This window comes from Alkalicoccus urumqiensis (assembly GCF_002993335.1).
Lineage (GTDB): Bacteria > Bacillota > Bacilli > Bacillales > Salisediminibacteriaceae > Alkalicoccus > Alkalicoccus urumqiensis.
Genome location: NZ_PVNS01000011.1, coordinates 13,566 through 34,892, shown reverse-complemented (window position 1 = coordinate 34,892; position 21,327 = coordinate 13,566). Strand labels below are relative to the sequence as shown.

The 21,327-nt window shown below is 49.0% G+C and carries 28 protein-coding genes and 1 other annotated feature; of the genes, 20 read left to right on the top strand and 8 right to left on the bottom strand.

Annotated features, from left to right (window positions below; translation table 11 throughout):
* The first annotated feature begins 15 nt into the window (after positions 1-15).
* Positions 16-87, top strand: a sequence feature (ribosomal protein L21 leader region).
* Positions 88-99: 12 nt separating this feature from the next.
* From rplU to rpmA, 3 genes are read left to right on the top strand one after another with little or no spacing between them, the layout of a single operon-like run.
* Positions 100-408 (top strand): 50S ribosomal protein L21, encoded by a 309-nt coding sequence (gene rplU / locus C6I21_RS12080; protein WP_105959740.1) that lies wholly within the window; start codon positions 100-102, stop codon positions 406-408.
* Between the two features lie 3 nt (positions 409-411).
* The gene (locus C6I21_RS12075; protein ID WP_105959739.1) at positions 412-753 is read left to right on the top strand and encodes a ribosomal-processing cysteine protease Prp; all 342 of its coding nucleotides are present in this window, start codon (positions 412-414) and stop codon (positions 751-753) included.
* Between the two features lie 4 nt (positions 754-757).
* Complete coding sequence (rpmA, locus tag C6I21_RS12070) at positions 758-1,051, top strand: 50S ribosomal protein L27 (protein ID WP_105959738.1); 294 nt, start codon at positions 758-760, stop codon at positions 1,049-1,051.
* Positions 1,052-1,180: 129 nt separating this feature from the next.
* On the opposite strand, the gene C6I21_RS16580 is transcribed toward rpmA, so the two are convergent.
* Entirely contained in the window at positions 1,181-1,450 is a 270-nt protein-coding gene (locus C6I21_RS16580) for a hypothetical protein (RefSeq protein WP_181186232.1), read from the bottom strand.
* A 478-nt stretch (positions 1,451-1,928) separates the two neighbouring features.
* Positions 1,929-3,335, bottom strand: a complete 1,407-nt coding sequence (locus tag C6I21_RS12065; protein WP_105959737.1) for a DHA2 family efflux MFS transporter permease subunit — start codon at positions 3,333-3,335, stop codon at positions 1,929-1,931.
* A gap of 129 nt (positions 3,336-3,464) precedes the next feature.
* Here C6I21_RS12065 and C6I21_RS12060 point away from each other — a divergent pair, with 129 nt between their 5' ends.
* The 8 genes from C6I21_RS12060 to C6I21_RS12025 all read left to right on the top strand — a co-directional run bounded on the left by C6I21_RS12060 (position 3,465) and on the right by C6I21_RS12025 (position 10,081).
* The gene (locus C6I21_RS12060) at positions 3,465-4,202 is read left to right on the top strand and encodes an MBL fold metallo-hydrolase (RefSeq protein WP_181186231.1); all 738 of its coding nucleotides are present in this window, start codon (positions 3,465-3,467) and stop codon (positions 4,200-4,202) included.
* A gap of 183 nt (positions 4,203-4,385) precedes the next feature.
* A complete protein-coding gene (locus tag C6I21_RS12055; RefSeq protein WP_245411632.1) occupies positions 4,386-5,420 on the top strand; it encodes a substrate-binding domain-containing protein in 1,035 nt (344 codons plus the stop codon).
* 79 nt (positions 5,421-5,499) lie between these two features.
* Entirely contained in the window at positions 5,500-6,432 is a 933-nt protein-coding gene (pstC, locus tag C6I21_RS12050) for a phosphate ABC transporter permease subunit PstC (RefSeq protein WP_105959735.1), read from the top strand.
* A 2-nt stretch (positions 6,433-6,434) separates the two neighbouring features.
* Positions 6,435-7,325 carry a phosphate ABC transporter permease PstA gene (gene pstA, locus C6I21_RS12045; protein ID WP_105959734.1) on the top strand — a complete coding sequence of 297 codons (891 nt, stop codon included), beginning with the start codon at positions 6,435-6,437 and terminating at the stop codon, positions 7,323-7,325.
* A gap of 66 nt (positions 7,326-7,391) precedes the next feature.
* The gene (pstB, locus tag C6I21_RS12040; RefSeq protein WP_105959822.1) at positions 7,392-8,210 is read left to right on the top strand and encodes a phosphate ABC transporter ATP-binding protein PstB; all 819 of its coding nucleotides are present in this window, start codon (positions 7,392-7,394) and stop codon (positions 8,208-8,210) included.
* A gap of 12 nt (positions 8,211-8,222) precedes the next feature.
* Positions 8,223-8,867 carry a phosphate signaling complex protein PhoU gene (phoU, locus tag C6I21_RS12035; protein WP_105959733.1) on the top strand — a complete coding sequence of 215 codons (645 nt, stop codon included), beginning with the start codon at positions 8,223-8,225 and terminating at the stop codon, positions 8,865-8,867.
* Between the two features lie 16 nt (positions 8,868-8,883).
* Positions 8,884-9,621 carry a response regulator transcription factor gene (locus C6I21_RS12030; protein ID WP_105959732.1) on the top strand — a complete coding sequence of 246 codons (738 nt, stop codon included), beginning with the start codon at positions 8,884-8,886 and terminating at the stop codon, positions 9,619-9,621.
* Positions 9,622-9,715: 94 nt separating this feature from the next.
* The gene (locus tag C6I21_RS12025) at positions 9,716-10,081 is read left to right on the top strand and encodes a YisL family protein (protein WP_105959731.1); all 366 of its coding nucleotides are present in this window, start codon (positions 9,716-9,718) and stop codon (positions 10,079-10,081) included.
* Positions 10,082-10,135: 54 nt separating this feature from the next.
* On the opposite strand, the gene C6I21_RS12020 is transcribed toward C6I21_RS12025, so the two are convergent.
* Entirely contained in the window at positions 10,136-10,372 is a 237-nt protein-coding gene (locus C6I21_RS12020; protein WP_105959730.1) for a KTSC domain-containing protein, read from the bottom strand.
* A gap of 141 nt (positions 10,373-10,513) precedes the next feature.
* Between C6I21_RS12020 and C6I21_RS12015 the strand changes: the two genes are divergently transcribed.
* Both C6I21_RS12015 and C6I21_RS12010 read left to right on the top strand, forming a co-directional pair.
* Positions 10,514-12,160 (top strand): putative bifunctional diguanylate cyclase/phosphodiesterase, encoded by a 1,647-nt coding sequence (locus C6I21_RS12015; protein ID WP_105959729.1) that lies wholly within the window; start codon positions 10,514-10,516, stop codon positions 12,158-12,160.
* Positions 12,161-12,229: 69 nt separating this feature from the next.
* Complete coding sequence (locus C6I21_RS12010; protein ID WP_105959728.1) at positions 12,230-12,490, top strand: hypothetical protein; 261 nt, start codon at positions 12,230-12,232, stop codon at positions 12,488-12,490.
* Between the two features lie 164 nt (positions 12,491-12,654).
* On the opposite strand, the gene C6I21_RS16215 is transcribed toward C6I21_RS12010, so the two are convergent.
* Positions 12,655-12,846, bottom strand: a complete 192-nt coding sequence (locus C6I21_RS16215; RefSeq protein ID WP_142393262.1) for a hypothetical protein — start codon at positions 12,844-12,846, stop codon at positions 12,655-12,657.
* A 405-nt stretch (positions 12,847-13,251) separates the two neighbouring features.
* Here C6I21_RS16215 and C6I21_RS12005 point away from each other — a divergent pair, with 405 nt between their 5' ends.
* From C6I21_RS12005 to arsC, 4 genes are all read left to right on the top strand, one after another.
* Positions 13,252-13,836 carry a hypothetical protein gene (locus C6I21_RS12005; protein ID WP_105959727.1) on the top strand — a complete coding sequence of 195 codons (585 nt, stop codon included), beginning with the start codon at positions 13,252-13,254 and terminating at the stop codon, positions 13,834-13,836.
* 28 nt (positions 13,837-13,864) lie between these two features.
* On the top strand, positions 13,865-14,473 hold the full coding sequence (locus C6I21_RS12000; RefSeq protein ID WP_142393261.1) for a pyroglutamyl-peptidase I: 609 nt from the start codon (positions 13,865-13,867) through the stop codon (positions 14,471-14,473).
* Entirely contained in the window at positions 14,467-14,811 is a 345-nt protein-coding gene (locus tag C6I21_RS11995; protein WP_105959725.1) for an ArsR/SmtB family transcription factor, read from the top strand. Before C6I21_RS12000 ends, C6I21_RS11995 begins: the two co-directional genes overlap by 7 nt.
* Positions 14,812-14,889: 78 nt before the next feature.
* Positions 14,890-15,309, top strand: coding sequence for an arsenate reductase (thioredoxin) (arsC, locus tag C6I21_RS11990; protein WP_105959724.1), 420 nt, complete (start codon positions 14,890-14,892; stop codon positions 15,307-15,309).
* A 140-nt stretch (positions 15,310-15,449) separates the two neighbouring features.
* Here the strand turns inward: arsC and C6I21_RS11985 are convergent, their stop codons facing one another.
* Both C6I21_RS11985 and C6I21_RS11980 read right to left on the bottom strand, forming a co-directional pair.
* A complete protein-coding gene (locus C6I21_RS11985; RefSeq protein WP_105959723.1) occupies positions 15,450-15,974 on the bottom strand; it encodes a hypothetical protein in 525 nt (174 codons plus the stop codon).
* Positions 15,975-16,092: 118 nt separating this feature from the next.
* A complete protein-coding gene (locus C6I21_RS11980) occupies positions 16,093-16,383 on the bottom strand; it encodes a 4a-hydroxytetrahydrobiopterin dehydratase (protein ID WP_105959722.1) in 291 nt (96 codons plus the stop codon).
* 150 nt (positions 16,384-16,533) lie between these two features.
* Between C6I21_RS11980 and C6I21_RS11975 the strand changes: the two genes are divergently transcribed.
* Positions 16,534-17,571 (top strand): EAL domain-containing protein, encoded by a 1,038-nt coding sequence (locus C6I21_RS11975; RefSeq protein WP_105959721.1) that lies wholly within the window; start codon positions 16,534-16,536, stop codon positions 17,569-17,571.
* Between the two features lie 30 nt (positions 17,572-17,601).
* Complete coding sequence (locus C6I21_RS11970; protein ID WP_105959720.1) at positions 17,602-18,171, top strand: NAD(P)H-dependent oxidoreductase; 570 nt, start codon at positions 17,602-17,604, stop codon at positions 18,169-18,171.
* A 1-nt stretch (position 18,172) separates the two neighbouring features.
* Here C6I21_RS11970 and C6I21_RS11965 read toward each other — a convergent pair whose 3' ends face one another.
* Positions 18,173-18,922: a hypothetical protein gene (locus tag C6I21_RS11965; protein WP_105959719.1), complete on the bottom strand. Its 750-nt coding sequence runs from the start codon at positions 18,920-18,922 to the stop codon at positions 18,173-18,175.
* A gap of 132 nt (positions 18,923-19,054) precedes the next feature.
* Complete coding sequence (locus C6I21_RS11960) at positions 19,055-20,221, bottom strand: KamA family radical SAM protein (RefSeq protein ID WP_105959718.1); 1,167 nt, start codon at positions 20,219-20,221, stop codon at positions 19,055-19,057.
* A 181-nt stretch (positions 20,222-20,402) separates the two neighbouring features.
* On the opposite strand from C6I21_RS11960, the gene C6I21_RS11955 reads away from it, so the two are divergent.
* Positions 20,403-21,257, top strand: a complete 855-nt coding sequence (locus C6I21_RS11955; RefSeq protein ID WP_105959717.1) for a MurR/RpiR family transcriptional regulator — start codon at positions 20,403-20,405, stop codon at positions 21,255-21,257.
* Positions 21,258-21,327 lie beyond the last annotated feature (70 nt).

Sequence of the window (21,327 nt, the reverse complement as noted above, 5' to 3'; positions counted from 1 at the left end):
TATTTGAGTGCGCTCAAATGACTGTAACCGCACGGAGCAGGTTTTTAAGCAGAAAATGCACCTGCAAAGGCGAGTCTGAGTCCAAGAGGAGGTGCGCACATGTACGCAATTATTGAAACTGGCGGCAAGCAGGTAAAAGTAACAGAAGGTCAGGAAGTATACGTGGAGAAGCTCGACGTAGAAGCCGGAGACACTGTTACATTTGACCGTGTTGTTCTCGTAGGTGGAGATGAAACGAAGGTTGGTGCTCCAGTAATCGACGGAGCGACAGTCACTGCAAAGGTGGAAAAGAACGACCGTGCGAAGAAAATTACGGTGTTCAAGTACAAAGCAAAGAAAAACTACCGCCGCAAGCAGGGTCACCGTCAGCCTTACACAAAAGTTGTCATTGATAAAATCAACGCGTAAGCGATGATTCAGGTTACAGCAGACCGCAGTGCCGATAAACGGATCACGTCCTTCACCATGGAAGGACATGCCGGTTCCGGACCATACGGATTCGATCTCGTATGTGCCGGAGCAAGTGCAGTATCGTTTGGCGCAGTCAATGCGGTGTACGAATTGACACAAACTGCTCTTGATGTAGAAATGTCAGAGGACGGCGGATACCTTCATGTCCGCGTGCCGGATTTATCCGGACCGCAGGCAGCGAACGTACAGCTGCTTCTGGAAGGAATGCTCGTTTCTCTTCAGACGATCGAAGAGCAGTATCATGAATTTATTTCAGTAAAAACTTCTTTCGACGGGAGGTGAGACCATGCTATTGAAATTGGACCTTCAGTACTTCGCCCAGAAAAAAGGGGTTGGTAGTACAAAGAACGGACGTGACTCGGAATCGAAACGTCTTGGTGCCAAGCGTGCGGACGGACAAGCTGTAACAGGCGGATCCATTCTCGTACGTCAGCGCGGAACGCGCGTCTATCCTGGTGTAAACGTAGGAAAAGGCGGCGACGACACACTGTTTGCGAAAGTAGACGGCGTGGTAAAGTTTGAACGGGTTGGACGCGACAAAAAGCGCGTCAGCGTGTATCCTGAAGTTCAGGAAGCATAAGAAAAAAGCTGTCCCATCGGGGCAGCTTTTTTAACTGATAAGAATGTATAAAATCCAAAGCCTCTTCCGAGCAGGAATGCCAAGGGTTATAGCATTTCAACGTTCTGGTCTATGTGCCGTTTGTTTTTATTAGTGGAGCTTCTCCGCTTTTCGGCAGAAGCTTGCCGTGGGCTTGTCTTCCAGCCGGGCGCTGTTTGCACGGCTGCAGAGCATGAGTGGAGCCGGCCTTTGGTTTGAGGCGCAGGGTAGCGATCTTCTGCCATGCGGCGCGGCCGCGCGGAGCCATGCTTCTTCAATCGAAGCATTGTCCAGCTCCAGCGCCCACTCGCTCGAGGTTCCTTCACCCCTGCCGAACGCTCCGAGGCGAAGTAAAATAGAGATAAAATACAAAGGATTCATAGCAGAAACGAAATGTATAAAGTAACAATGACCCTTACTACGCAACTGGATGGCAGCAATTTCTATACAGATGGGCCCGCTTCGATCAAGCGTTTTCCTCCTACCTGCCGAAGCCGGAGGCCGTCGACTCCGGGAGGATCCGAACGAGGCGAAAATCCATGCCGCGTCAAGCGGCTGAAAGCGCGAGCGGAGCCGGCCTATGGTTTAAGGCGCAGGGCAGCGAACTTCTGTCATGCGGCGCGGCCGCGCGAAGCCGTGCTACTTGTAATAAAAGCGTTGTACGGCTGCAGGTGCAGGCAGAAAGCGGAAACCTATTCAACAGACCTCACTTTTCTTTTAAGACCAGGCGGTTTCTGCCTGGTTTATTTTAATGGAGAAACCCGCTGCACATCAAACCGATGTGCAGCGGGTTTCTGTTCGACGTATGTTAAACATCGATTCAGGGGGCCTGCATGAAAACTGCTGACGAATGCGGCCTTTACTCCCCGATTTGTGATTTCCTCTCCGGTGCGGGCCGCTCCTGAATTTTTAATGATAAAAGCAGTGCCGCAAGCGCGAGTGCCCCCATAATCCAGAAAGTGATAATGGTTCCCTCATAAGCCGCTTCCCGGTAAGCGATATCTGCACGGGCTGTGGAGAGGCTGATGACCGTTGTCAGAAGAATGACACCGAAAGCCATTCCGAACTGACGGAATGTGTTGGTAATCGCAGAACCGTGGGTGACATCCTTCTGGGTGAGGGCATTCATACTTACGGTCACGAGCGTCATCAGCGTCAGCCCGCAGCCAAGCATAAATACACAGAAATAGAGCATAATCCAGTATGGACTGCTGTCGATACCCAGCGTGCTGAAAAGAATCATGGAAAGAAACAGCATGCCAAACCCGATGAGTGCCGGCAGGCGTCCGCCATAGCTGTCATACAGTCTGCCGGCGACAACGGTCATAATGGACAGCAGAATGGTACCGGGAACAAGCAGGAAGCCTGAAAGGAAGGCTGTCGTTCCAAGCACATCCTGCGCAAACATCGGCAGTATGCTTTCTGCAGACAGAAGAAGCATCATATTGATAAATACGAGTACCATGGCTAAACGAAAGAGAGGGATCCGCATCAACTGGACTTTTAATACGGGCACGTCCAGCTGCAGCTGCCGCCGGATAAGCAGGAAAATGCCCAATGCCCCTGCAGCCAGCGGCAGAATGGTCCAGCTGCTGGTAAATCCAAATGCACTGATATTGCTGAGACCGAGAATAAAGCCGGAAAATCCGATGACAGTCAGAAATGTAGAATATAAATCCAGTCTCGCTTCCTGCTGCTCCACCACATTTTTCATATAAATAAGGGCAAGAATAAAAACAATGACAGCAGGAACAAGCATAATACTATGGAGAGCGCGCCAGCCGACAGCATCGATCACCAGTCCCGAGAGCGAAGGAGCAGAAGCAGGCGCAACGTTCACGACAGCCCCTAAAAGCCCCATAGCAAACCCTCGCTTTTGATACGGAAAGACAGAGAGCAGGATCGTCTGCACGAGCGGCAGCATAATACCGGCCCCCACCGCCTGAATCACCCGGGAGAAAACGAGCAGGCCGAAGTTCGGCGCAAAGGCACCGACCGCTGTACCGATAAGCAGTGTGCACAGCGAAAACAGCACCAGTGCCTTTGCGGAAAAAGTATTCATAAAATAGCCGCTCATCGGTATGAAAATGATGGTGGCAAGCAGAAATGCTGTTGTGAGCCACTGCACCTGGGTAGCATTTACATTGAATTCTGTCATAATAGCCGGATAGGCAGTAATGAGTAAAAATTGGCTGAACGTAAATAAAAACGTAGCCGACAGTGCCGTGGCTGTCAGCATTTTATGTGGAGTGGACGAACCTCCCATGCAGACGGCCTCCTTTCCTGCAGAACGGCCGCTATCAGTCAGAGCCGAAAGCGTACACTTATCCTATCTTAACGCAGCAGGCGCTTTCTGAATAGCCATAGAAGAAACGACATAGAAAGGATGAGTTGTATGAAAGTAACGGTTATTGGAAGCTGGGGCGCTTATCCGGAAAAGGGGGAGGCAACGAGCTGCTATCTGGTGGAGACCCAAACGGAAAAATGGCTCCTGGACTGCGGAAGTGGAGCATTGAGCTGCCTTCCGGAATTCGTCAGGCTGGAGGAAATCGACCGCATTTTTATCTCCCACCGTCATACGGATCATACGGCAGATGCCGGAGCTTTTGTTTACAGCAGGCTCGTAGCGCAGGCACTCGGCAGTACAGACCGTCCTGTACACATTTACGCGCCGGCTGAGGAGAGAGCGTGGCTTAACAGCATCGTGAAAGAAAAAGCGGCCGTGGCCCACACATATGAAAGTGGAGACAGCTGGATGATCGACGACGTTACGTGGTCGTTTCACCGTACCGCGCATCCGGTGCCGTGCTGGGCGCTCAGGCTGGAAGAAAACAATGCTGCTCTCTGCTATACAGCAGACGCTGTATACGATGAATCGCTCGTCAATTTCGCTTCAGGGGCCTCGCTGTTGATTGCAGAAGCAAGTTTTTACGAAGATCAGCCAGCGGCGGACTATGGGCACATGACGAGCACAGAAGCGGGAAGACTTGCAGAGAAAGCCGGCGCACAAGAGCTGTGGCTGACGCACTTCCCCCATTTTGGGAACCGGAGTGATCTCGTTATGGAAGCGGAAAAAGTGTACCGGGGAAACGTGAGTACAGCGGAAAAAGGAAAATCGAAGCGGATCGGTTAATTCATGAAAGCAGGCAGCGGGCCGGGATCCGCTGTCTGCTTTTTTTAAAACGCAGCCGGCTGTATTTTTACGTAACGTTTACAATCCTTAACACTTCCTTCATGCCGGATTAACATCGCAGGCTTATACTAAGCCTTGTGGTCAGGAAAACACAATGTTTTTAAACACAAGGAGGACGTTTTCGTGAAAAAGTATGGTCTTACAATGATGGCAGTGACAACAGCAGCAGTACTCGCAGCATGTGGCGGGGGAGACAATGGGGCAGAAAATAACTCAGAGGCATCCGGAAGCAACGCATCTGCGGAAAACAACGCATCCGAAAACACAGCCAGCGAAAACAACAGTGGAGAGGCTGAAGACATTTCCGGAACAGTAGCTATTGACGGGTCCGGCACGGTATACCCACTGATGTCCCGAATTGCAGAAGAATACATGGTAAATGAAAACCCGGAAGTGAGCGTTGAAGTGAGCCGTGCCGGAACAAGTGCAGGCATGCAGCGCTATGTAGAGGGAGAGACAGACTTCTCCAACGCTTCCCGTGAAGTTAAAGAAGAAGAACTTGAAGAAATGGAAGCAAACGGAATCAACTCACAGGAGTTTCCGGTCGCTCTGGACGGAATGACTATTGTTCTTCACCCGGACAATGACTGGGCTACCGAAATGACTGTCGAAGAAGTAGAATCTCTCTTCATCTCCGGTGCCGTCAGCGATGATGACACAGTAATGTGGTCGGATATTAATGAAGAGTGGCCGGAAGAAGAAGTAAATACGTACGGACCGAACGAAAACCACGGAACGTATGAATTTTTCGTCGACGAGCTGATCGATGGGCAGGACCTGAAAGAAGGAACGAACCTGCAGCAGGAATATTCCACACTGGTAGAACTCGTATCAGAAGATGAGAATGCCATTGGATTCTTCGGCTACGGCTACTATGAAGGAAGCCAGGATCAACTGGGTGTCGTTTCCATCGACTTCGGTGATGGCAACATTACACCATCCCTTGACAATATTGACCTGGAAGGAGAATACGCTCCTTACACCCGCCAGGTATTTACGAACCTGAACCTCGATTCCGCAAGTGAAAACCCGGCTGTAAAAGATTTTGCACGCTATGTATTTGATGTAGCCGACGAGCTTGCTCCAGAAACTGGCTTTGCGCCGCTTCCGGAAGATGAGCTGGAAGGTTATAAAGAAGAAGTAGAAGGCATCGAGTAAGCTGTTTTAATGGTCAGGCGGGCGGCTACCGTCCGCCTGTTCCAATGTTAATCAGGGGAAGAGAAAGGAGTGTCAGGGGATGCCGGAACAATACAGCGTCAGTGACATGATTAAGCAGAAGCGCCAGACAGGCAGAAGGCATAAAGTGGAGAAAGTGATTCCAGGATTTTTGTTTGCTGCAGCCTCTGTATCTGTATTAACTACAGTAGGAATATTAATCACACTGCTCGTCGAAACCGTTCTGTTCTTTTCAGAAGTATCATTTATCGAGTTCTTTACTGCAACCGACATGCAGCCGCTGAACCGGAATAATCCGTCGTTCAGTATTCTGCCTCTGCTGTCAGCAACGCTGCTATCTACAGTAATTGCCATGTTTGTTGCGATTCCGATCGGACTTACAACCGCTGTGTATCTGAGTGAATATGCGACAGATAAAGCACGCCGTGTGCTGAAGCCGATGGTGGAAATTCTTGCAGGTATTCCAACGATTGTGTACGGATTTTTCGCTTTCACATTCGTAACGCCGGTGCTCCGGGAAATCATTCCTATTCTGGACAGGACCAACATACTGAGTCCCGGAATTGTCATGGGGATCATGATTATTCCGATGGTTGCTTCGTTATCGGAGGATGCACTGAGCTCCGTGCCGAACTCCATGCGTGAGGGCGCGATGGCCTTTGGAGCAACAAAATTTGAAGCAGTTGTCCGGGTCGTTATCCCGGCAGCGATTTCCGGAATTATCGCATCGTTTGTCCTCGGTATTTCCCGTGCGATCGGTGAAACGATGATCGTTACGATTGCAAGTGGAAGCAATAAAAATCTGACGTTCGATATTACACAGTCGATGCAGACGATGACGGCCTATATTGTCGAAGTAACGAGCGGAGATGCCGGCGCTGGAACACCGGCCTATTACAGCTTGTATGCTGTAGCTATCACACTCTTCGTCTTTACGCTGTCGATGAATATGCTCGCTAAATATATTTCTGAACGGTACAGAGAGGTGTATTAACTATGGCAGAACATTATATTGACCACGCCCGTGTTGAAAGCCGGATGGGCCGGCGGATACAGACAAACCGTGCCGTCCGCGGTGTGTTTCTCGCCTCCACGATGTTCGGTCTCGTCGTTCTGGCCGTCCTTCTTTATGACGTCATTTCCGACAGCCTCGGCTGGCTTGACTGGAACTTTCTGACGAGCCCGCCGTCCTTCAGTGCGGAGAACGCAGGTGTCGCCGGAGCAATAACCGGAACACTCTGGCTGATGCTGATCGTCGGCCCGGTAACAATGGTTATCGGTGTTGCAACCGCGATCTATCTGGAAGAGTACGTGAAAAAAGGCAGAGTCCGCACGTTTTTTGAAACGAACATTTCCAACCTTGCCGGTGTGCCTTCCATTGTGTTTGGACTGCTGGGACTCACTGTGTTTGTCCGGCTTCTCGGTATGGGATCCGTCGTCCTTGCCGGCGGCCTGACGATGTCGCTGCTCGTGCTGCCGATTGTTATCGTCGCAGCTCAGGAAGCGCTCCGTGCAGTGCCCGGCTACCTGCGCGAAGCATCCTATGGCATGGGGGCGACGAGGTGGCAGACGATCCGGAATGTTGTGCTGCCGGCGGCACTGCCGAGTATTTTAACCGGAATGATTCTTGCGATGTCACGGGCGATCGGCGAAACGGCACCGCTGATTGCGATCGGTATTCCGGCACTTCTGATTCCGCTTCCGTCAAGCGTATTTGACAGTTTCACCGTTCTGCCTGTCCAGATTTATTACTGGACGATTGATGCTCCGTTAACGGCAGAATATGCCTACCTGGCAGCAGCAGCGATTATCGTTCTGCTCGTCATTATGTTCACACTGAACTCCGCAGCCATTCTCATCCGGAATAAGTTTCAAAAGCGGTTTTAACTAAACGGCTGGAGGAACGGCACGAATTCAGAATCAAAGGGGATGAAATTCATGAGTGAAGTATCCATGAAACAGGAAACGGTAAAAGAAAAAAAGCCTGCAGAAGCGCAGCCGGAAGCAGCTGTCCAGAAAGAATCGGTGTTTAAAACAGAGGGCATTAATCTCTGGTACGGCGATACCCACGCTCTCCAGGATATCCACCTCGACCAGCGTGAAAATGAAGTGACGGCGATCATCGGGCCTTCCGGCTGTGGAAAATCAACGTATATTAAAACGTTGAACCGTATGGTGGAAATGAACGATTCCGTGAAGGTTACCGGTAAGATTTTTTACCGCGGCAGCAACATCTACGACCGGAAATTTCCGGTGGAAGTACTGCGCACGCGGGTAGGTATGGTGTTTCAAAAGCCGAACCCATTTCCGAAAACCATTTTTGAAAACGTCGCATACGGACCGAAAATTCACGGTATCCGTGACAAGAAAATATTGAAAGAAATTGTCGAATCCAGCCTGAAGGGTGCGGCGATCTGGGATGAAGTCAAGGACCGCCTGGATGAGAATGCATTCGGACTGTCGGGCGGACAGCAGCAGCGTCTCTGTATTGCCCGCTGCCTCGCCATAGAGCCGGATGTGATTTTAATGGACGAGCCTACATCGGCTCTGGACCCGAAATCGACGCTGAAAGTAGAGGAGCTCGTGCGCGAGCTGAAGCAGAAATATTCGATCACCATTGTGACGCACAACATGCAGCAGGCAGCGCGCATTTCCGACCGCACTGCTTTCTTCCTGAATGGAGAAGTGGTGGAGTATGACCGGACAGACAAAATTTTCTCCAACCCGGAAGATAAACGGACCGAAGATTATATTACCGGCCGGTTTGGTTAAGGAGGGGCTGTTGTGATTCGAAGCGCATTCCATTCAGAGCTTGAAGAGCTGAAAAAGGAAATTCAGGAACTCGGCGACAGAGTGGAAGATCAGTTTTCCCGGACAGTCCACGCCATGGCAGGAGATAATAAAGCTGCGTTGAAAGATATCATTGAAGAAGACGAAGAAATCAATGAGCTGGAGCTGAAGCTGAATGAACAGGCGACACTCGTCATTGCCAGGCAGCAGCCGGTAGCCTCTGACCTGCGGCGAATTATCGTTTGTCTGAAAGTATCCAGTGATCTGGAACGGATGGGTGATTTATGTGTGGATATGGCAAAAGCCTATCTGCACCTTCCTTCGCTCGAAGCCTTTCACGCATTTGAAAAAAAGTTGACGAAAATGGAAGAGAAAATCCGGCACATGCTTCACGAAGTGATGGAAGCCTATGGCAGCCTGGATATGCTGAAAGCTCAGCAGATTGCAACATTGGACGATGAGATTGACCAGACCTACGGCAGCTTTGTCAAAGAGCTGTTTCAGACGTCCTACTCAGCTGATCAGACGGCCCAGCTGGCATTTACGGCCCGTTACATGGAGCGTATCGGTGACTACTGCACGAACATTGCGGAATGGATTATTTACGAGGTGAATGGACAGCGGTTTGATTTAAATTAATCGGGGAGGTGCTGGAATGGAGCAGCAGATCACGGTACTGGTCGCGGATCCGGTGGCAGAAGAGCGCCGCCGGACAGAACGGGCGTTTGAATCAGCAGGATTTCACATCCGTACAGCGGAAACGGAGCGTGAAGTGTCCGCATCCATTCAGCTGTTCAACCCCGATATCATTGTTCTGTCTGATCAGTTTCCTTCCTGGAGCGGCATGGACTACTGCAGAGACCTCCGCTTCGGAGGAGACTGGACGCCTGTTATTATGCTCACAGAGGAGACGAGTGAGGTGGACCGCGTGCTTCGTTTTGAAATCGGGGCCGACGATATCGTCACCCGTCCTATCCGCACGAAAGAATTGACAGCCCGTATTAAATCCATTTTGAGGCGGAATGCGCTCTGCTGTCCTCCGGATGAAGCTGCCGGTCCGCATCTTCTCGTAAACGGCCCGCTGGTGGTGGACAGCGAGCAGTTTACCGCTCGTCTTCACGGAGAATGGCTGGAATTTACACGCCGGGAATTTGAAATCGTCGTCTTTTTCATGAGAAACAGGGACCGTTCCTTTTCCAGGCAGGAGATTATCGATGCCGCATCTGAAGAAGAAGCGTCGATGGATGAACGGATTGTTGATGTATTTATAAGCCGTATCCGGCAGAAAATCGAGCAGAACAAACGCAATCCTCAGTTTATTAAGACGGTCCGCGGCATCGGCTACCGGATGTGTTCGCTGGAAGGCAGTCAAGTTCACAGGCCCGTCACATAATCGTCAACGAAGAAGCGTACGGTTTTGTCTGTGCGCTTTGCTTCTTCTTTCATTTTCGATATACTGAATAAGGAAGTGAAAGGAGGAATTATCAATGGGTACATACGATATCATGGTACACTCTCATTCCCTTTTCTGGCTGATCGCATTTATTACGTTCACACTGAGCGTCGTCTTCTCCGGAAAAGGCAAAGCAAAACCGGCTAAAATTATGCACATGATTCTCCGGCTCTGCTACATTCTGCTTCTCATCACCGGAATCAGCATGATCGTCATGAACTTCTACTGGGCTACATTTGTGAAGGGGCTTCTCGCCTTCTGGCTCATCTTCATGATGGAACTTATCGCTGTACGGAGCAGTAAAGGCATCCTGGAAGGCCGTCAAAAAACGACGTTCTGGATCGGGTTTGCTGCTGCGGTCACACTCGTGTTTATTTTCGGGTATGGCGTGACAGGATAATCAGACTAAAAATCTCCCCGGGCATTTAAACTGCTCGGGGAGATTTTTGATCTTTTACGCTTCGTTTTCTGAACTCCGCGAATACACTTCCTCTTCAGGAAATCTGCCGCGGATGTTGGTGTCAAAGTAATCGTTCATGTTGCTGCTGGAGAACATGCCGACATAGTCGGATTCCCGTACTTCATAAAAAATAATGTAGCGGCCATCGTGCAGTTTTACGTGAAGCTGTTTAATCTCTGCATCATAGCCGATGCGCTGAAATTTGCCACTGTGAAGATTAGTCCATTCCATGAGATACGCCCCCTTTTTCTATACTATTTCCCGAATGAGTGGAATACAAACGTATTCATCATCAAAGTAACTATGTGAAATGTGACTAAAGTTATGGTATATTAAGTTTAGTTCAATGGGGAGAGAACAGGAGTGGGACAAATGGGCAGGACATTCATCGATCAGGAGCAGGAAGCGTTCATCCAGCTGCTGAATAAAGAGGACACGGAACAGGTGCTTAGTCTTCTCGACCGTGCATCTGCACCTGTTATAACCGATTCGAAAGGAAGAATTCTATACACAAGCCGTTTGTTTATGACCTGGGCGGGGATAGATAATGCGGAGGGACATACATACAGCGGTCTGACCTGCAGCTTAGGAAAAGACAGTGTCAGCGGACTGCCGCTTGCTCGGATCAACGAAGAAGTGGTCCAGGTGTACGCTGTTCCGCTCGGAGAGGAAGGGTGCGGCAGAACACTGCACCTTCACCGCAGTGTCACGAGGAGAGTGGAAGCGGAAAAGGAAGCAGAAACACTGGCGTACCGGGATTCTTTGACAGGACTTCACAATCGGCGGAAATTGAGAAGTGACTTAAATTCCAGCGTTACGCTCAGGCAGCCGATGACGCTTCTCGTTATCGATCTGGATAAGTTTAAATATTACAACGATACACTTGGTCACTTTACCGGAGATGCGCTGATTATGGAGATTGCGGCCCAGCTGAAAAAATGGAAGACAAGAGAGTGTCACGTCTACCGGAGCGGCGGCGATGAATTTTCCATCCGGCTGGATTCAGTGTACAATACCTCACTGATCGAGCGTTACGTGCAGCGCCTCGAGCGGTTTTTTGCCGAGCCTTTTCATATTAAGGGCAGAGAGCTTTCCATGAGTGCAAGCATCGGTGCGGCGAAATTTCCGGGCGGAGCCTCCGATGCAGACGAACTGATGCAGCAGGCGACAACTGCGGTCCAGTTTGTAAAACGGAGCGGAAAAAGCGGATGGCAGCTTTACGGAAGTCACATCCGCACACAGTTTGACCAGAAATATCTGCTGGAAAAAAGGCTTCGTCTGGCAGTGGAGAATCAGTCCTTTCATCTGGAGTTTCAGCCGCAGATTTCCGGCGCGGATCATAGGCTGGTCGGTACTGAAGCACTTATCCGCTGGAAAGATGACCAGCTCGGCCATGTTCCTCCGGCCCGGTTCCTGCCGGTCGCTGAAGAATCCGGCCTCATGAACCGCATTGGCGAATGGGTGCTGGAAGAGGCCTGCCGGACCGCTGCGTCGTGGCAGAAAGAGGGCCTTTCTATACGGATGGGTGTTAACATTTCCCCGTCTCAGTTCCAGCGCGCGGATTTCGTTCAGACAGTAAGTGCAGTACTCGCCAAAACGGGTCTTGCACCGGAGCTTCTGGATCTGGAAATTACCGAAAATGATCTTCTTTACCATCAGGACAGCTGCCTGCATATACTGCAGCGGTTGAAAGAGATCGGCGTAAAGCTTTCCATAGATGACTTCGGTACCGGGTTCAGTTCGCTCAGCTACCTGCGTCAGTTTCCGGTGGATACATTAAAAATCGATAAATCATTCATTAAAGAAGTATATGAGAATAAAAATGATCAGGCGATTGTGACATCGATCATTCAGCTCGCGCATAATATGGAAATGAGGGTGATTGCAGAAGGGGTGGAAGAGCAGCAGTCGCTGCCGTTTCTCATGGAGAGAAACTGCGATGAACTACAGGGATTTTATTACAGCCGGCCGGTTCCGCCGGAGAAGATCCTTCTCTTTCACAAGGAACTACCGTCCTGATTAACAGCTCCTCAGGAGTGTGCTATACTTTTGAAGAAATGACGATTGCAGCATGAAGGGGGCTTTCCTGTGAAACGGTTAACTTTTTGGATCGGGATGGTTATCTTTCTGGGGTGGACACTGGCAATGACGCTGAATTACAGCATTTATGCAGGTTCCTCGGAAGGAGCACTTGTGTCTGATTTTATCGACGGAATTTTGTTTATGCTGCTTATGCTGGGCCTGTACTTTCTGCTTCTGGCCGTGTACCGTGCAAAACAGCAGACTGCTGTTATTTTGTTAACAGCCGGCGGCACTGCAGCGATCATAGCAGCTGTTTTTCTTGCTTGATAACGACACCTGTCCTAAGCGTCCTCATGAAATCATGAGGACGCTTTTTAGACTAATAAGAATGTATAAAATCCAATGCCTCTTCCAAGCAGGTATACCAAAGGCTGCAGCATTTCAAGCTGTTGTCATATTCATCGTTACTTTCTGTTGATGGAGCTTCTCCGCTACCCGGCAGAAGCCTGCGTGGGCTTGTCTTTCAGCCGGGCGCTATTTGCACGGCTGTATAGCATGAGCGGAGCCGGCCTATGGTTTGAGCCGCAGGGCAGCGAACTTCTGCCATGCGGCGCGGCCGCGCGGAGCCATGCTTCTTCAATCGAAGCATTGTCCAGCTCCAGCGCCCGCTCTGGTTTCTTCACCCCTGCCGAACGCTTCGAAGCGTAGTAAAATAGAGATGGAAACAGATGAACCGCAGCGGGATCGATGTCTATAAGGCCAGGGTGACCTCGTACAATTCGATTGGTTTACAGCATTTTCTGCACAGAAGGGATCGCTTCTAACAAGCGTTTTCTTCCTACCTGCCGAAACCGGAGGCCGTCGACTCCGGGAGGATCCGAACGAGGCGAAAATTCACGCCGCGTCAAGCGGCTGAAAGCGGGAACCTATTCAACAAACCTCCCTTTTTTTTAAGACCAGGCGTTTTCTGCCTAGTTTATTTTAAATAAAATGAACGTACCATATATAATGGAATTTTATTCCTTTCCCCGGCGTCCGTTTACTGGTATGATTTCTCCAGAAGTGTGTTTAGAAGCGGAGGAAAAACGATGAAAAAATTAATGCTGCTGCTTGCGGCTGCTTCAGCCGGCTGCGCGCCGGAAACGGAAAATTCAGAAGCAGAGCTTGAAGTAAATGAACTGCAGTCAGAGATCGATGATCTGACAGCGCAGGTGGAGGAATTGTCTGCAGGCAGAGAATCGCTCTATGAAGAAAACATGGAGCTGAAAGATCAGCTGCTTACAATCAAACAGGAACAGCTGGATGCGGAAAGAGAACAGTCTGAAGAGCAGCAGGAGCGTGCTGCGCTGCGGAGCCGGACGGCAGCTGTCATCACAGCCATGCATGAAAAAGAGCACGAATCCCTTCGTGAGGTGCTTTCCGGAGAAGCGGAGATCGAGGAGGAGCAGGAGCGGATCCGCTTTGCAGAGGATAACTCGTTTCATTACTTGTCGCTTGCCAACGCTCATTTACTCCCTCCGGCAGAAGTGATCCTTCATGAAGAGGAAGCAGAAGTAGAAATGAGTCTGTACCGTCTGGAGGAGGAGCAGTTAACGCCGGGAGGAACCGTCCTCTTCTTATACGCTCTTGAAGAGGGGTCCTGGAAGCTGACCGATATAGAATACGGTCAATAATCGTCTGTACTGGAAATGAGGGAGAGAATTGACTAAACTAATGGTAACGGGATTTGAACCGTTTGGCAGATGGGAGGAGAACCCATCGGAGCAGTTGGTGAAGCACCTTCAGGTGAACAGGGATCCTCACGTAGAAGCGTTTCTTCTGCCGGTAGTTTTCCACGAAGCAGGCAGAAAAATGAAAGAACTAATCCGTCACACGAACCCGGATGCAGTAGTTATGCTCGGCACTGCGCCGGGGAGAGCTGCATGGAGCATTGAACGGACAGCAGTGAATACGGAATCCGCGCCGATCGCGGATAACAGCGGGGAGCAGCCGGAGGACCGCATAATCGAAGAAACAGGTCCGTTTGCCTATAGAACGACGCTTCCCCGTTCACGTTTGATTCAGGAGCTCCATGCGGCAAATATCCCGGCGGAAACGTCTGAATCAGCCGGCACGTACGTATGTAATTCGCTTTTTTATCACGTGATGCACGAGCTTAACGATTCTTATGTCCCGGCTGGATTCATCCACCTTCCTGCACTGCCTTCGATGTCGCTTGATGGAAAGCTTCCGACGATGCCGCTTTCAATGCAGCAGGAAGCACTTGATACGGTGCTAAATACGCTGAAAAAGGAGATAGAATCATGCTGAAACAAACGTTGTCGTTTGAAGATACGGCGGTATTTTTTAAGCTGCTGGGAGATAAAAACAGGCTGAAAATGATTTCGCTTCTCTCTGCCGATGATGTCTGTGTCTGTGAATTTGTTGAACTGCTGAAAATGAGTCAGCCGTCTGTCAGTCAGCACCTGAGAAAGCTGAAACAGCATGGGATCGTCCGTGAACGAAAACAGGGCCAGTGGGTGTTCTACTCCCTGGATCAGGATTCACCTTATTACGACATGGCTCTGGCTGTTATCCGGGAACTTCCTGATGCAGGCAGGGAGCTTGAAAAAATGAAGCAGGCTGGACTGAGAGTCATCTGTAAATAAAGTCACCAATTCTTTACACCGCCTTAATATAAATATGTTATTATATAAACGAATCATAATATAAAGGCGGGATACATGATGACAAAACCAATTATTTATTTTCTCTGTACAGGCAATTCCTGCAGAAGTCAGATGGCTGAAGGCTTTGGAAAAGAATACCTTAATGATTCCTGGGATGTTTATTCTGCCGGAATTGAAGCCCACGGCGTCAATCCTCTGGCCGTAAAAGCCATGCGGGAGCGCGGTATAGATATAGCCGGACAGACCTCGGACACGATCGACCAGGAACTACTCAAAAAAGCAGATTTTGTCGTTACACTCTGTGGCCACGCAGCGGACGTCTGTCCGGCAACGCCGCCTGATAAAGAGCGGGAGCACTGGGGATTTGATGACCCGGCGAAAGCGGAAGGAACGGAAGAGGAAAAGTGGGCGTTTTTCCAACGTGTCCGCGATGAAATAGGGGACCGCATTAAAACGTTTGCAGAAACCGGAAAATAATAAAAAGCAGGAAATATGCAATAAGACTGCCTGAAGCCGGTAATAGGCCTCAGGCAGTCTTTTCACTGTGGATCCGTACATGGAGTTCAGGAAGTGCAACCTTCAAAAGAGACGGCACTGAGGCAGTCGATTCCGTATGTTTAGGACTGCGGCCCGCGGTGAGTATCAAAAAACGTATAGGCCGAAATAATTTTCTGCACATCTTCTGCATCTTTATCAGAAACAAACGTCGTTATCCGCTGCCCTTTCTGCAGTTCCATCACAAGCTGTTTTTTCCCGGGACGCTTCCTTCCCCAATAAATCGATTTAACTGCGTTCCATCTGGCGTGATAGCCTGCGAAAACGACACCTCCGTCCTGCACTTCAAACGTTTTATCCAATGTAAGCAGAACGAAGAGGCCGAGGGCAGCCGTCAATGCAAACAGAACCGTCGCTGCCGGAAATGATTGAAACAGCATTAATATGAGAAAAAGAGCAGTGACAGGCATCACCCGCGCTGCACGGACGCTCCACATATATCTGGTGGAGTCCGTATCGATGTGGGAAGAATGTTTAAGAGAATAAATACGTGTTTCCTGATTATTCACCCGGTGACGGTGGGAGAATAAATGATAGAGAGCCAGTACGAAAGCCAGTACGGCAGTTACAAAGTACAGCCACTGCATAATATCGCTCCTGTCTTAATAAACGTCCTGTCTATCTTATCACGGGTGCAGCGGTGATGTGCAGAAAAGCAGAAAAAATCGGCTGTTCCCCGGGACGGAGCAGCCGATTTTTTCCTGTTTAAGTATATTTCCGGAATATCCGGTCGTAAGCGTAGGCAGAGTCGAAGTCCTTCTGGGTAAGTCCACCTTCATCTTTCGTGCTCAGCTTCAACGTGACATGCTTATGGTCGATGACAATATAAGGATGGTGGTCACGGTCTTCCGCTGCATCACCGATTTCCTTAATAAAATGGAGTGCCTTTGGAAAAGAAGGAAGAGCAAAATGTTTTTCAATCCATTTATCCCCGCTCAGCTTCCAGCCGTCGGAATCTTTAATATTTGCTTTTACTTCGTCTCTGGATAGAATCATGTACACGGCTCCTTCCGTTAGAAAATTCAAATAATTGATTTCATCATATCAGTTCTATGAATGAAATGCAAAAAAGAAGAAATTAGGTTTTTCGACTCATGAAGAAGGGTATTTTATTCAATATCGAAGAGATAAAGGAAGGTGACTTGAATGGAATCTTGTCAAATGTGTCAGGGGAAAATTCCGCTCTCCGAAACCGGACAGCTGATTCTCGCATCAGGAAGAACAGAAATTTTAAAAGAAGTACAGCGTGCGTTTAAGCGGAGCAGTCCTGAAGCAAACAGCCAGGGAACCCGGCTGTATATACCATATAAAGACTGGGATGAATTACATGAGCACATGAACCGCCTGAACCAGACGGTGGAAAAAGAAGAAATACAGCGGATACGCGGAAGTCTGATCGATGAACACGGAAGCAGGCATATGCCTGGAAATTCATTCACCATGCCTGAACTTTCGGAGCAGATTGACCACCCCGAAATGGTTAAAATCATTCAGGAACGCCTTTTTCAATCTTTTATGCAGCCAGTGATTGATGCCCGGACAGACGAGCCTTTCGGATATGAATTTCTGCTTCGTCCGAACAGCAAAGTATATCCATTTAATCCAGGGGAACTATTTGCTTTTTCACAGAATTCAGGACTTCAGTCGATGCTTGACAGCCAGGCGAGAATTAATGCCATCCGTACAAGCTCCCACCGGCTCATGCCCGGGATGAAGCGGTTTATTAATTTTCTCCCATCTTCCATTTATGATCCGTCCCACTGTCTGAAGAGCACTTTCAAAGCAGTGAAAGATTATAACGTAAATCCGGAAGATCTCGTGTTTGAAGTGGTAGAAACAGAAAAAATCACCGATATTGCCCACCTGAAGTATATTTTCTCTGAATATAAAAAGGCTGGGGTAATGGTAGCGCTCGACGACGTTGGTACAGGATTTTCCACGATCGAAGTGTTAAAAGAGCTGCAGCCCAACTATGCAAAGCTTGACCGCAGTCTGATTCAGGATATTCATCTTCATCCGGAAAAGGCGGAAAAGTTGAAAGAGTACAGGGAAGCAGCAGCTTCGCAGAACATTAAACTGCTCGCAGAAGGTATTGAACTGCCCGAAGAGTACAACATTGTAAAGCCACTTGTTGACTATGTCCAGGGCTATTATTTTGGAAAACCAATGATTAAGCCTGCATGATGAACGTCTGGAAAAAGTGAGGGAAGCGTTATGAATGTTCACATCGTTTTTATGCACCCGGAAGTAGACAGCTGGAACGGCAGTGTCCTGAAAAAAGTCAGAGAAGTTCTGCCGGATGCTTCGATCAGTATGCCTGCAGAAGAACTGACTACGCTCTCGCTCACTGTTGAAGAATACAAACAGCAGCTGCAGGGAATTTATCCGGAGGAAGTAAAAAAAGAACACAAAAAAATGGCGGATGCGGATCATTATGTGTGGGTGTTTCCTGTGTGGTGGGGCACATTTCCGGCAGCGGGGAAAGCATTCCTGGACCGGGTCCTGAGCTATGGTTTTGCCTATGAACTGGAAGGAGAGGAGCCGGTGCCGCTTCTAAAAGGGAAAAATGTTTCCCTTCTTTTTTCCACCGGAGCACCGGAGAGTGAGTTTATGCAGTCCGGCAGCTACGACAACATGGTGCAGTTGATTGAAAAACAGATCTGCGATTTCTGCGGGATGGAACTCCATACGGTTCTTCATTTCGGCAATGCCGTGCTGGCCGGGGATAAAGAAAGAGCCGATTACCTGAAACGGGTAGAAACGTTTGCAGCAGGTCTGAACTAAATTATCCGCCGCTGTCCGGACTCACTGTTAAGGAAAAGCGCCATTCGGGTAGATCCCCGCTCATTCGGTCAATGAGGAGGGTCTCCTGCTCGTTGAAGGGCTCTGCAAACATCAGCTCGAACGATGTGCTCCGGCTGCTCCGGTTGACCCGTCTGGAAACAGGAAAAACACGTTCTCCATCTTTAAGAAGTGTAACCATATAGCCGGTCCGGCTGTCTGCATCCGGATGGGCATCATCAAGACGGAATGAGAGGGACTGCTCTTCTATGTCCAGATTTTGAACTGCCATATCTCCATTTTGTATTGATGGATTGTCACGCTCCACCCGGAATAAATACCCTTCTTCGTAGCGTTTCGGAACAGTGTGAAACGGGATGGTAAAAACGACATCCTCCACTTTCTCAGGGGGAGGTTTAATCGTCAGTGTAACACCGGCTTCCCAAGGTTCAAGCGCCGTATCACCCAGCATGTCATATGAATAGTCAGCATCTGCAATTCTGTATGCAATTCCTTCGCTGTCCTGTATGTATTCCGGCCACTGGTAAACGTAATCTTCAGGGTGTATAAGGGTTTCATCTGTGTGTGAAACGAGAAAATGCATCTGTATCTGGGATCCCCCCGTCCGGGAACCCGCGTACTCCAAATGAAGAGGTGTTTTCTCTACTTTTTCTTTCAATGGTATCGTGTTTTCGGATGACGTTTCTGTTCCACACGCTGCCAGCAGCAGCAGTACGCTGATCCAACGTCTCATAAATGGACCAATCCTTTCCCAGTCATTGACTTAAGTATACCAAATCGACTATGGAGATGAAGTATAAATAAAAAAAGAGGCTGCGGATGATTCCGCAGCCACCTGTTTTTAAACCGGTCATGTACGCTGTGATTACGTTGTTGACGCCTCTGTTTCTTTCAGCTTGTCGTTGGCACCAACAAAATCGTTCCACTTCTTTTTCGGCGCTTCCCAATGAGCTTCGTTACCAGGGAGGTCATCGAACCAGGCAGCATCCTCAGGGCAGTCAAGCACCATGAATTTGCCGTAGTTATTATCTCTGGATTGATGGTATTTCAGATACGCTTTTCCGTCTTCAATGGCAAGAATTTCAATCTTACCGGATGTATGGCTCATCGAAAGCCGCACACGTTTACCGAGACCGGATGTTTTCCCTTTTGCTTCTTCAACAATGTCGTAGGCCTCTTTAAGCGAGAGAACGAAATCGTTGTTCCCGGCTACAGGGCGGTTAATGAAGAAATAATACGGCGTGACACCGGCCCAGGAGAGCTTATCCAGCAGTTCTGCAAGTACGTCGGGATCATCGTTGATTCCGCGCAGAACAGGTGTCTGGTTCACAACGATGGCACCAGCCTGGTGAAGGGCGTCAAACCCTCTCTTCGCTTCTTCAGTAATTTCGCGTGGGTGGTTGATATGCGCCATAACATAAATACGCTGCTCCGGAGTGGAATATTCACGGATTAGTTCGTGCAGGTCTTCATCTTCGTAAATGCGCATCGGATTGAATACCGGCATTTTTGAACCGAGGCGGATAATCTTCACGTGAGGAATTTCCCGCAGCTGCTCAATAATTTTCCGGAGCTTTCTTGTAGCAAGAATGAGTGAGTCCCCGCCGGTTAACAGGACATTGGTAATTTCCGGATGGTTACGGATGTATTCAATGCCCGGAGACACGTCGGACATCGCTTCCTTGATATCATTGCGGAAGAGCCGTTTCCGGAAACAGTAGCGGCAGTAGGCGCCGCACACTTCAGATACGATCAATAGAGCAGTCTGATCATACTTATGCTGACAGCCCGGCACAACATAGTTTGTATCCTCATCAGAGGCATCCCAGCGGCCGTACTCTTCCAGTTCACCTTCATTTGGAATAACGAGTTTCCGGATCGGGTCCTGAGGATCTCCCCAGTCGATCAGGCCGAGATAATATTCGTTTACACGAAAGACGAATTTCTCCGTAATCTTCTTCAGTTTTTCTTTCTCTTCGTCAGATAGGTGGGGAACGCGTTCAATGTTCATAATGTATTTCGGCTGTGCCATGTTAACCGCCCCTTTCAGTAGTACTGTCTTTATTTAAGCACACCGGCGGGAATTGGTCAAAAATGGATTTTATCCTCTGAGAAAGTCACCGAATGAAGGATTTCTTCCAAAATTGAAGCGGTTTCAAATTTTCACCCGGGCATTTTTCGCGTACACTGTATAGAAAGAGGGGGTGAATGGAATGGCTGGTATTTATGATCAGTTGACAGAAGCGTATACTTCACTCAGCAAATCTCACAAAAAGATCGCAGCGTATCTGCTTGAGAACAGAGAGCGCGCACCCTTTTTAACGGCTTCAAGACTGGCGGAAAACGTGAAAGTGGGAGAAGCGACCGTCATTCGATTTGCCTCGGTTCTCGGCTACAAAGGATATCCTGATCTGCAGAGACATCTTCAAGAGGAAATTCAAAGCAGATTAACTTCTGCCGAAGTGCTGAAACGTACTACCGGAGATTATCCCGGACCGCAGCCGGTAATAAAAGAAATTCTACGTGATGACAGGCATAATTTAAGTACAACAGAAGGGCAGATTGACTCCGATGACTTTAATGCTGTTATAGCTGATCTGGCAGATGCAGAACGGATTTATATAGTGGCATACCGCAGTGCTGCAAGCGTAGGTAAATACCTTGAATTCTATTTGGATCTGATTCTGCAGAATACTGAGCTGATCCAGGAAGCGGACGGCGTTTCTGAGCACCTTCTGGACATTTCGCCAAACGACGTCGTAATCGGTCTTGGCTTTGCCAGGTATACGAAGCGGACGGTTGAGGTGATGAAATACGTGCAGTCCAAAGGGGCAAATACGATTGTCATTACCGATCATCTGCTCAGTCCGCTTTATCCTTACGGAAACAGGCAGTTGATCACATCGACGGAGGTTAATTCATTTATTGATTCGTTTGCAGCTCCAATGAGCGTGGCTGCAGCGATCATTACGGCGCTCACCCGCTCCAGAAAAGAAAAAGTGACGAAACGTCTGGAGGAACTCGAGGAACTTTGGGAGACATTCGATGTGTTTACCGATCATGAGTAAGCAGTCGGAGAGGCCGTTTTCATATTTTCCAGCATGCACTCTGTGCAGAACGACTGATCGAAAAAACCGC

Excerpts from the sequence above, each read along its gene's own strand:
- rplU (WP_105959740.1), top strand. The coding sequence starts at position 100 with ATGTACGCAATTATTGAAACTGGCGGCAAGCAGGTAAAAGTAACAGAA.
- C6I21_RS12075 (WP_105959739.1), top strand. The coding sequence starts at position 412 with ATGATTCAGGTTACAGCAGACCGCAGTGCCGATAAACGGATCACGTCC.
- rpmA (WP_105959738.1), top strand. The coding sequence starts at position 758 with ATGCTATTGAAATTGGACCTTCAGTACTTCGCCCAGAAAAAAGGGGTT.
- C6I21_RS16580 (WP_181186232.1), bottom strand. The coding sequence starts at position 1,450 with ATGAATCCTTTGTATTTTATCTCTATTTTACTTCGCCTCGGAGCGTTC.
- C6I21_RS12065 (WP_105959737.1), bottom strand. The coding sequence starts at position 3,335 with ATGGGAGGTTCGTCCACTCCACATAAAATGCTGACAGCCACGGCACTG.
- C6I21_RS12060 (WP_181186231.1), top strand. The coding sequence starts at position 3,465 with ATGAAAGTAACGGTTATTGGAAGCTGGGGCGCTTATCCGGAAAAGGGG.
- pstC (WP_105959735.1), top strand. The coding sequence starts at position 5,500 with ATGCCGGAACAATACAGCGTCAGTGACATGATTAAGCAGAAGCGCCAG.
- pstA (WP_105959734.1), top strand. The coding sequence starts at position 6,435 with ATGGCAGAACATTATATTGACCACGCCCGTGTTGAAAGCCGGATGGGC.
- pstB (WP_105959822.1), top strand. The coding sequence starts at position 7,392 with ATGAAACAGGAAACGGTAAAAGAAAAAAAGCCTGCAGAAGCGCAGCCG.
- C6I21_RS12030 (WP_105959732.1), top strand. The coding sequence starts at position 8,884 with ATGGAGCAGCAGATCACGGTACTGGTCGCGGATCCGGTGGCAGAAGAG.
- C6I21_RS12025 (WP_105959731.1), top strand. The coding sequence starts at position 9,716 with ATGGGTACATACGATATCATGGTACACTCTCATTCCCTTTTCTGGCTG.
- C6I21_RS12020 (WP_105959730.1), bottom strand. The coding sequence starts at position 10,372 with ATGGAATGGACTAATCTTCACAGTGGCAAATTTCAGCGCATCGGCTAT.
- C6I21_RS12015 (WP_105959729.1), top strand. The coding sequence starts at position 10,514 with ATGGGCAGGACATTCATCGATCAGGAGCAGGAAGCGTTCATCCAGCTG.
- C6I21_RS12005 (WP_105959727.1), top strand. The coding sequence starts at position 13,252 with ATGAAAAAATTAATGCTGCTGCTTGCGGCTGCTTCAGCCGGCTGCGCG.
- C6I21_RS11995 (WP_105959725.1), top strand. The coding sequence starts at position 14,467 with ATGCTGAAACAAACGTTGTCGTTTGAAGATACGGCGGTATTTTTTAAG.
- arsC (WP_105959724.1), top strand. The coding sequence starts at position 14,890 with ATGACAAAACCAATTATTTATTTTCTCTGTACAGGCAATTCCTGCAGA.
- C6I21_RS11985 (WP_105959723.1), bottom strand. The coding sequence starts at position 15,974 with ATGCAGTGGCTGTACTTTGTAACTGCCGTACTGGCTTTCGTACTGGCT.
- C6I21_RS11980 (WP_105959722.1), bottom strand. The coding sequence starts at position 16,383 with ATGATTCTATCCAGAGACGAAGTAAAAGCAAATATTAAAGATTCCGAC.
- C6I21_RS11975 (WP_105959721.1), top strand. The coding sequence starts at position 16,534 with ATGGAATCTTGTCAAATGTGTCAGGGGAAAATTCCGCTCTCCGAAACC.
- C6I21_RS11970 (WP_105959720.1), top strand. The coding sequence starts at position 17,602 with ATGAATGTTCACATCGTTTTTATGCACCCGGAAGTAGACAGCTGGAAC.
- C6I21_RS11965 (WP_105959719.1), bottom strand. The coding sequence starts at position 18,922 with ATGAGACGTTGGATCAGCGTACTGCTGCTGCTGGCAGCGTGTGGAACA.
- C6I21_RS11960 (WP_105959718.1), bottom strand. The coding sequence starts at position 20,221 with ATGGCACAGCCGAAATACATTATGAACATTGAACGCGTTCCCCACCTA.
- C6I21_RS11955 (WP_105959717.1), top strand. The coding sequence starts at position 20,403 with ATGGCTGGTATTTATGATCAGTTGACAGAAGCGTATACTTCACTCAGC.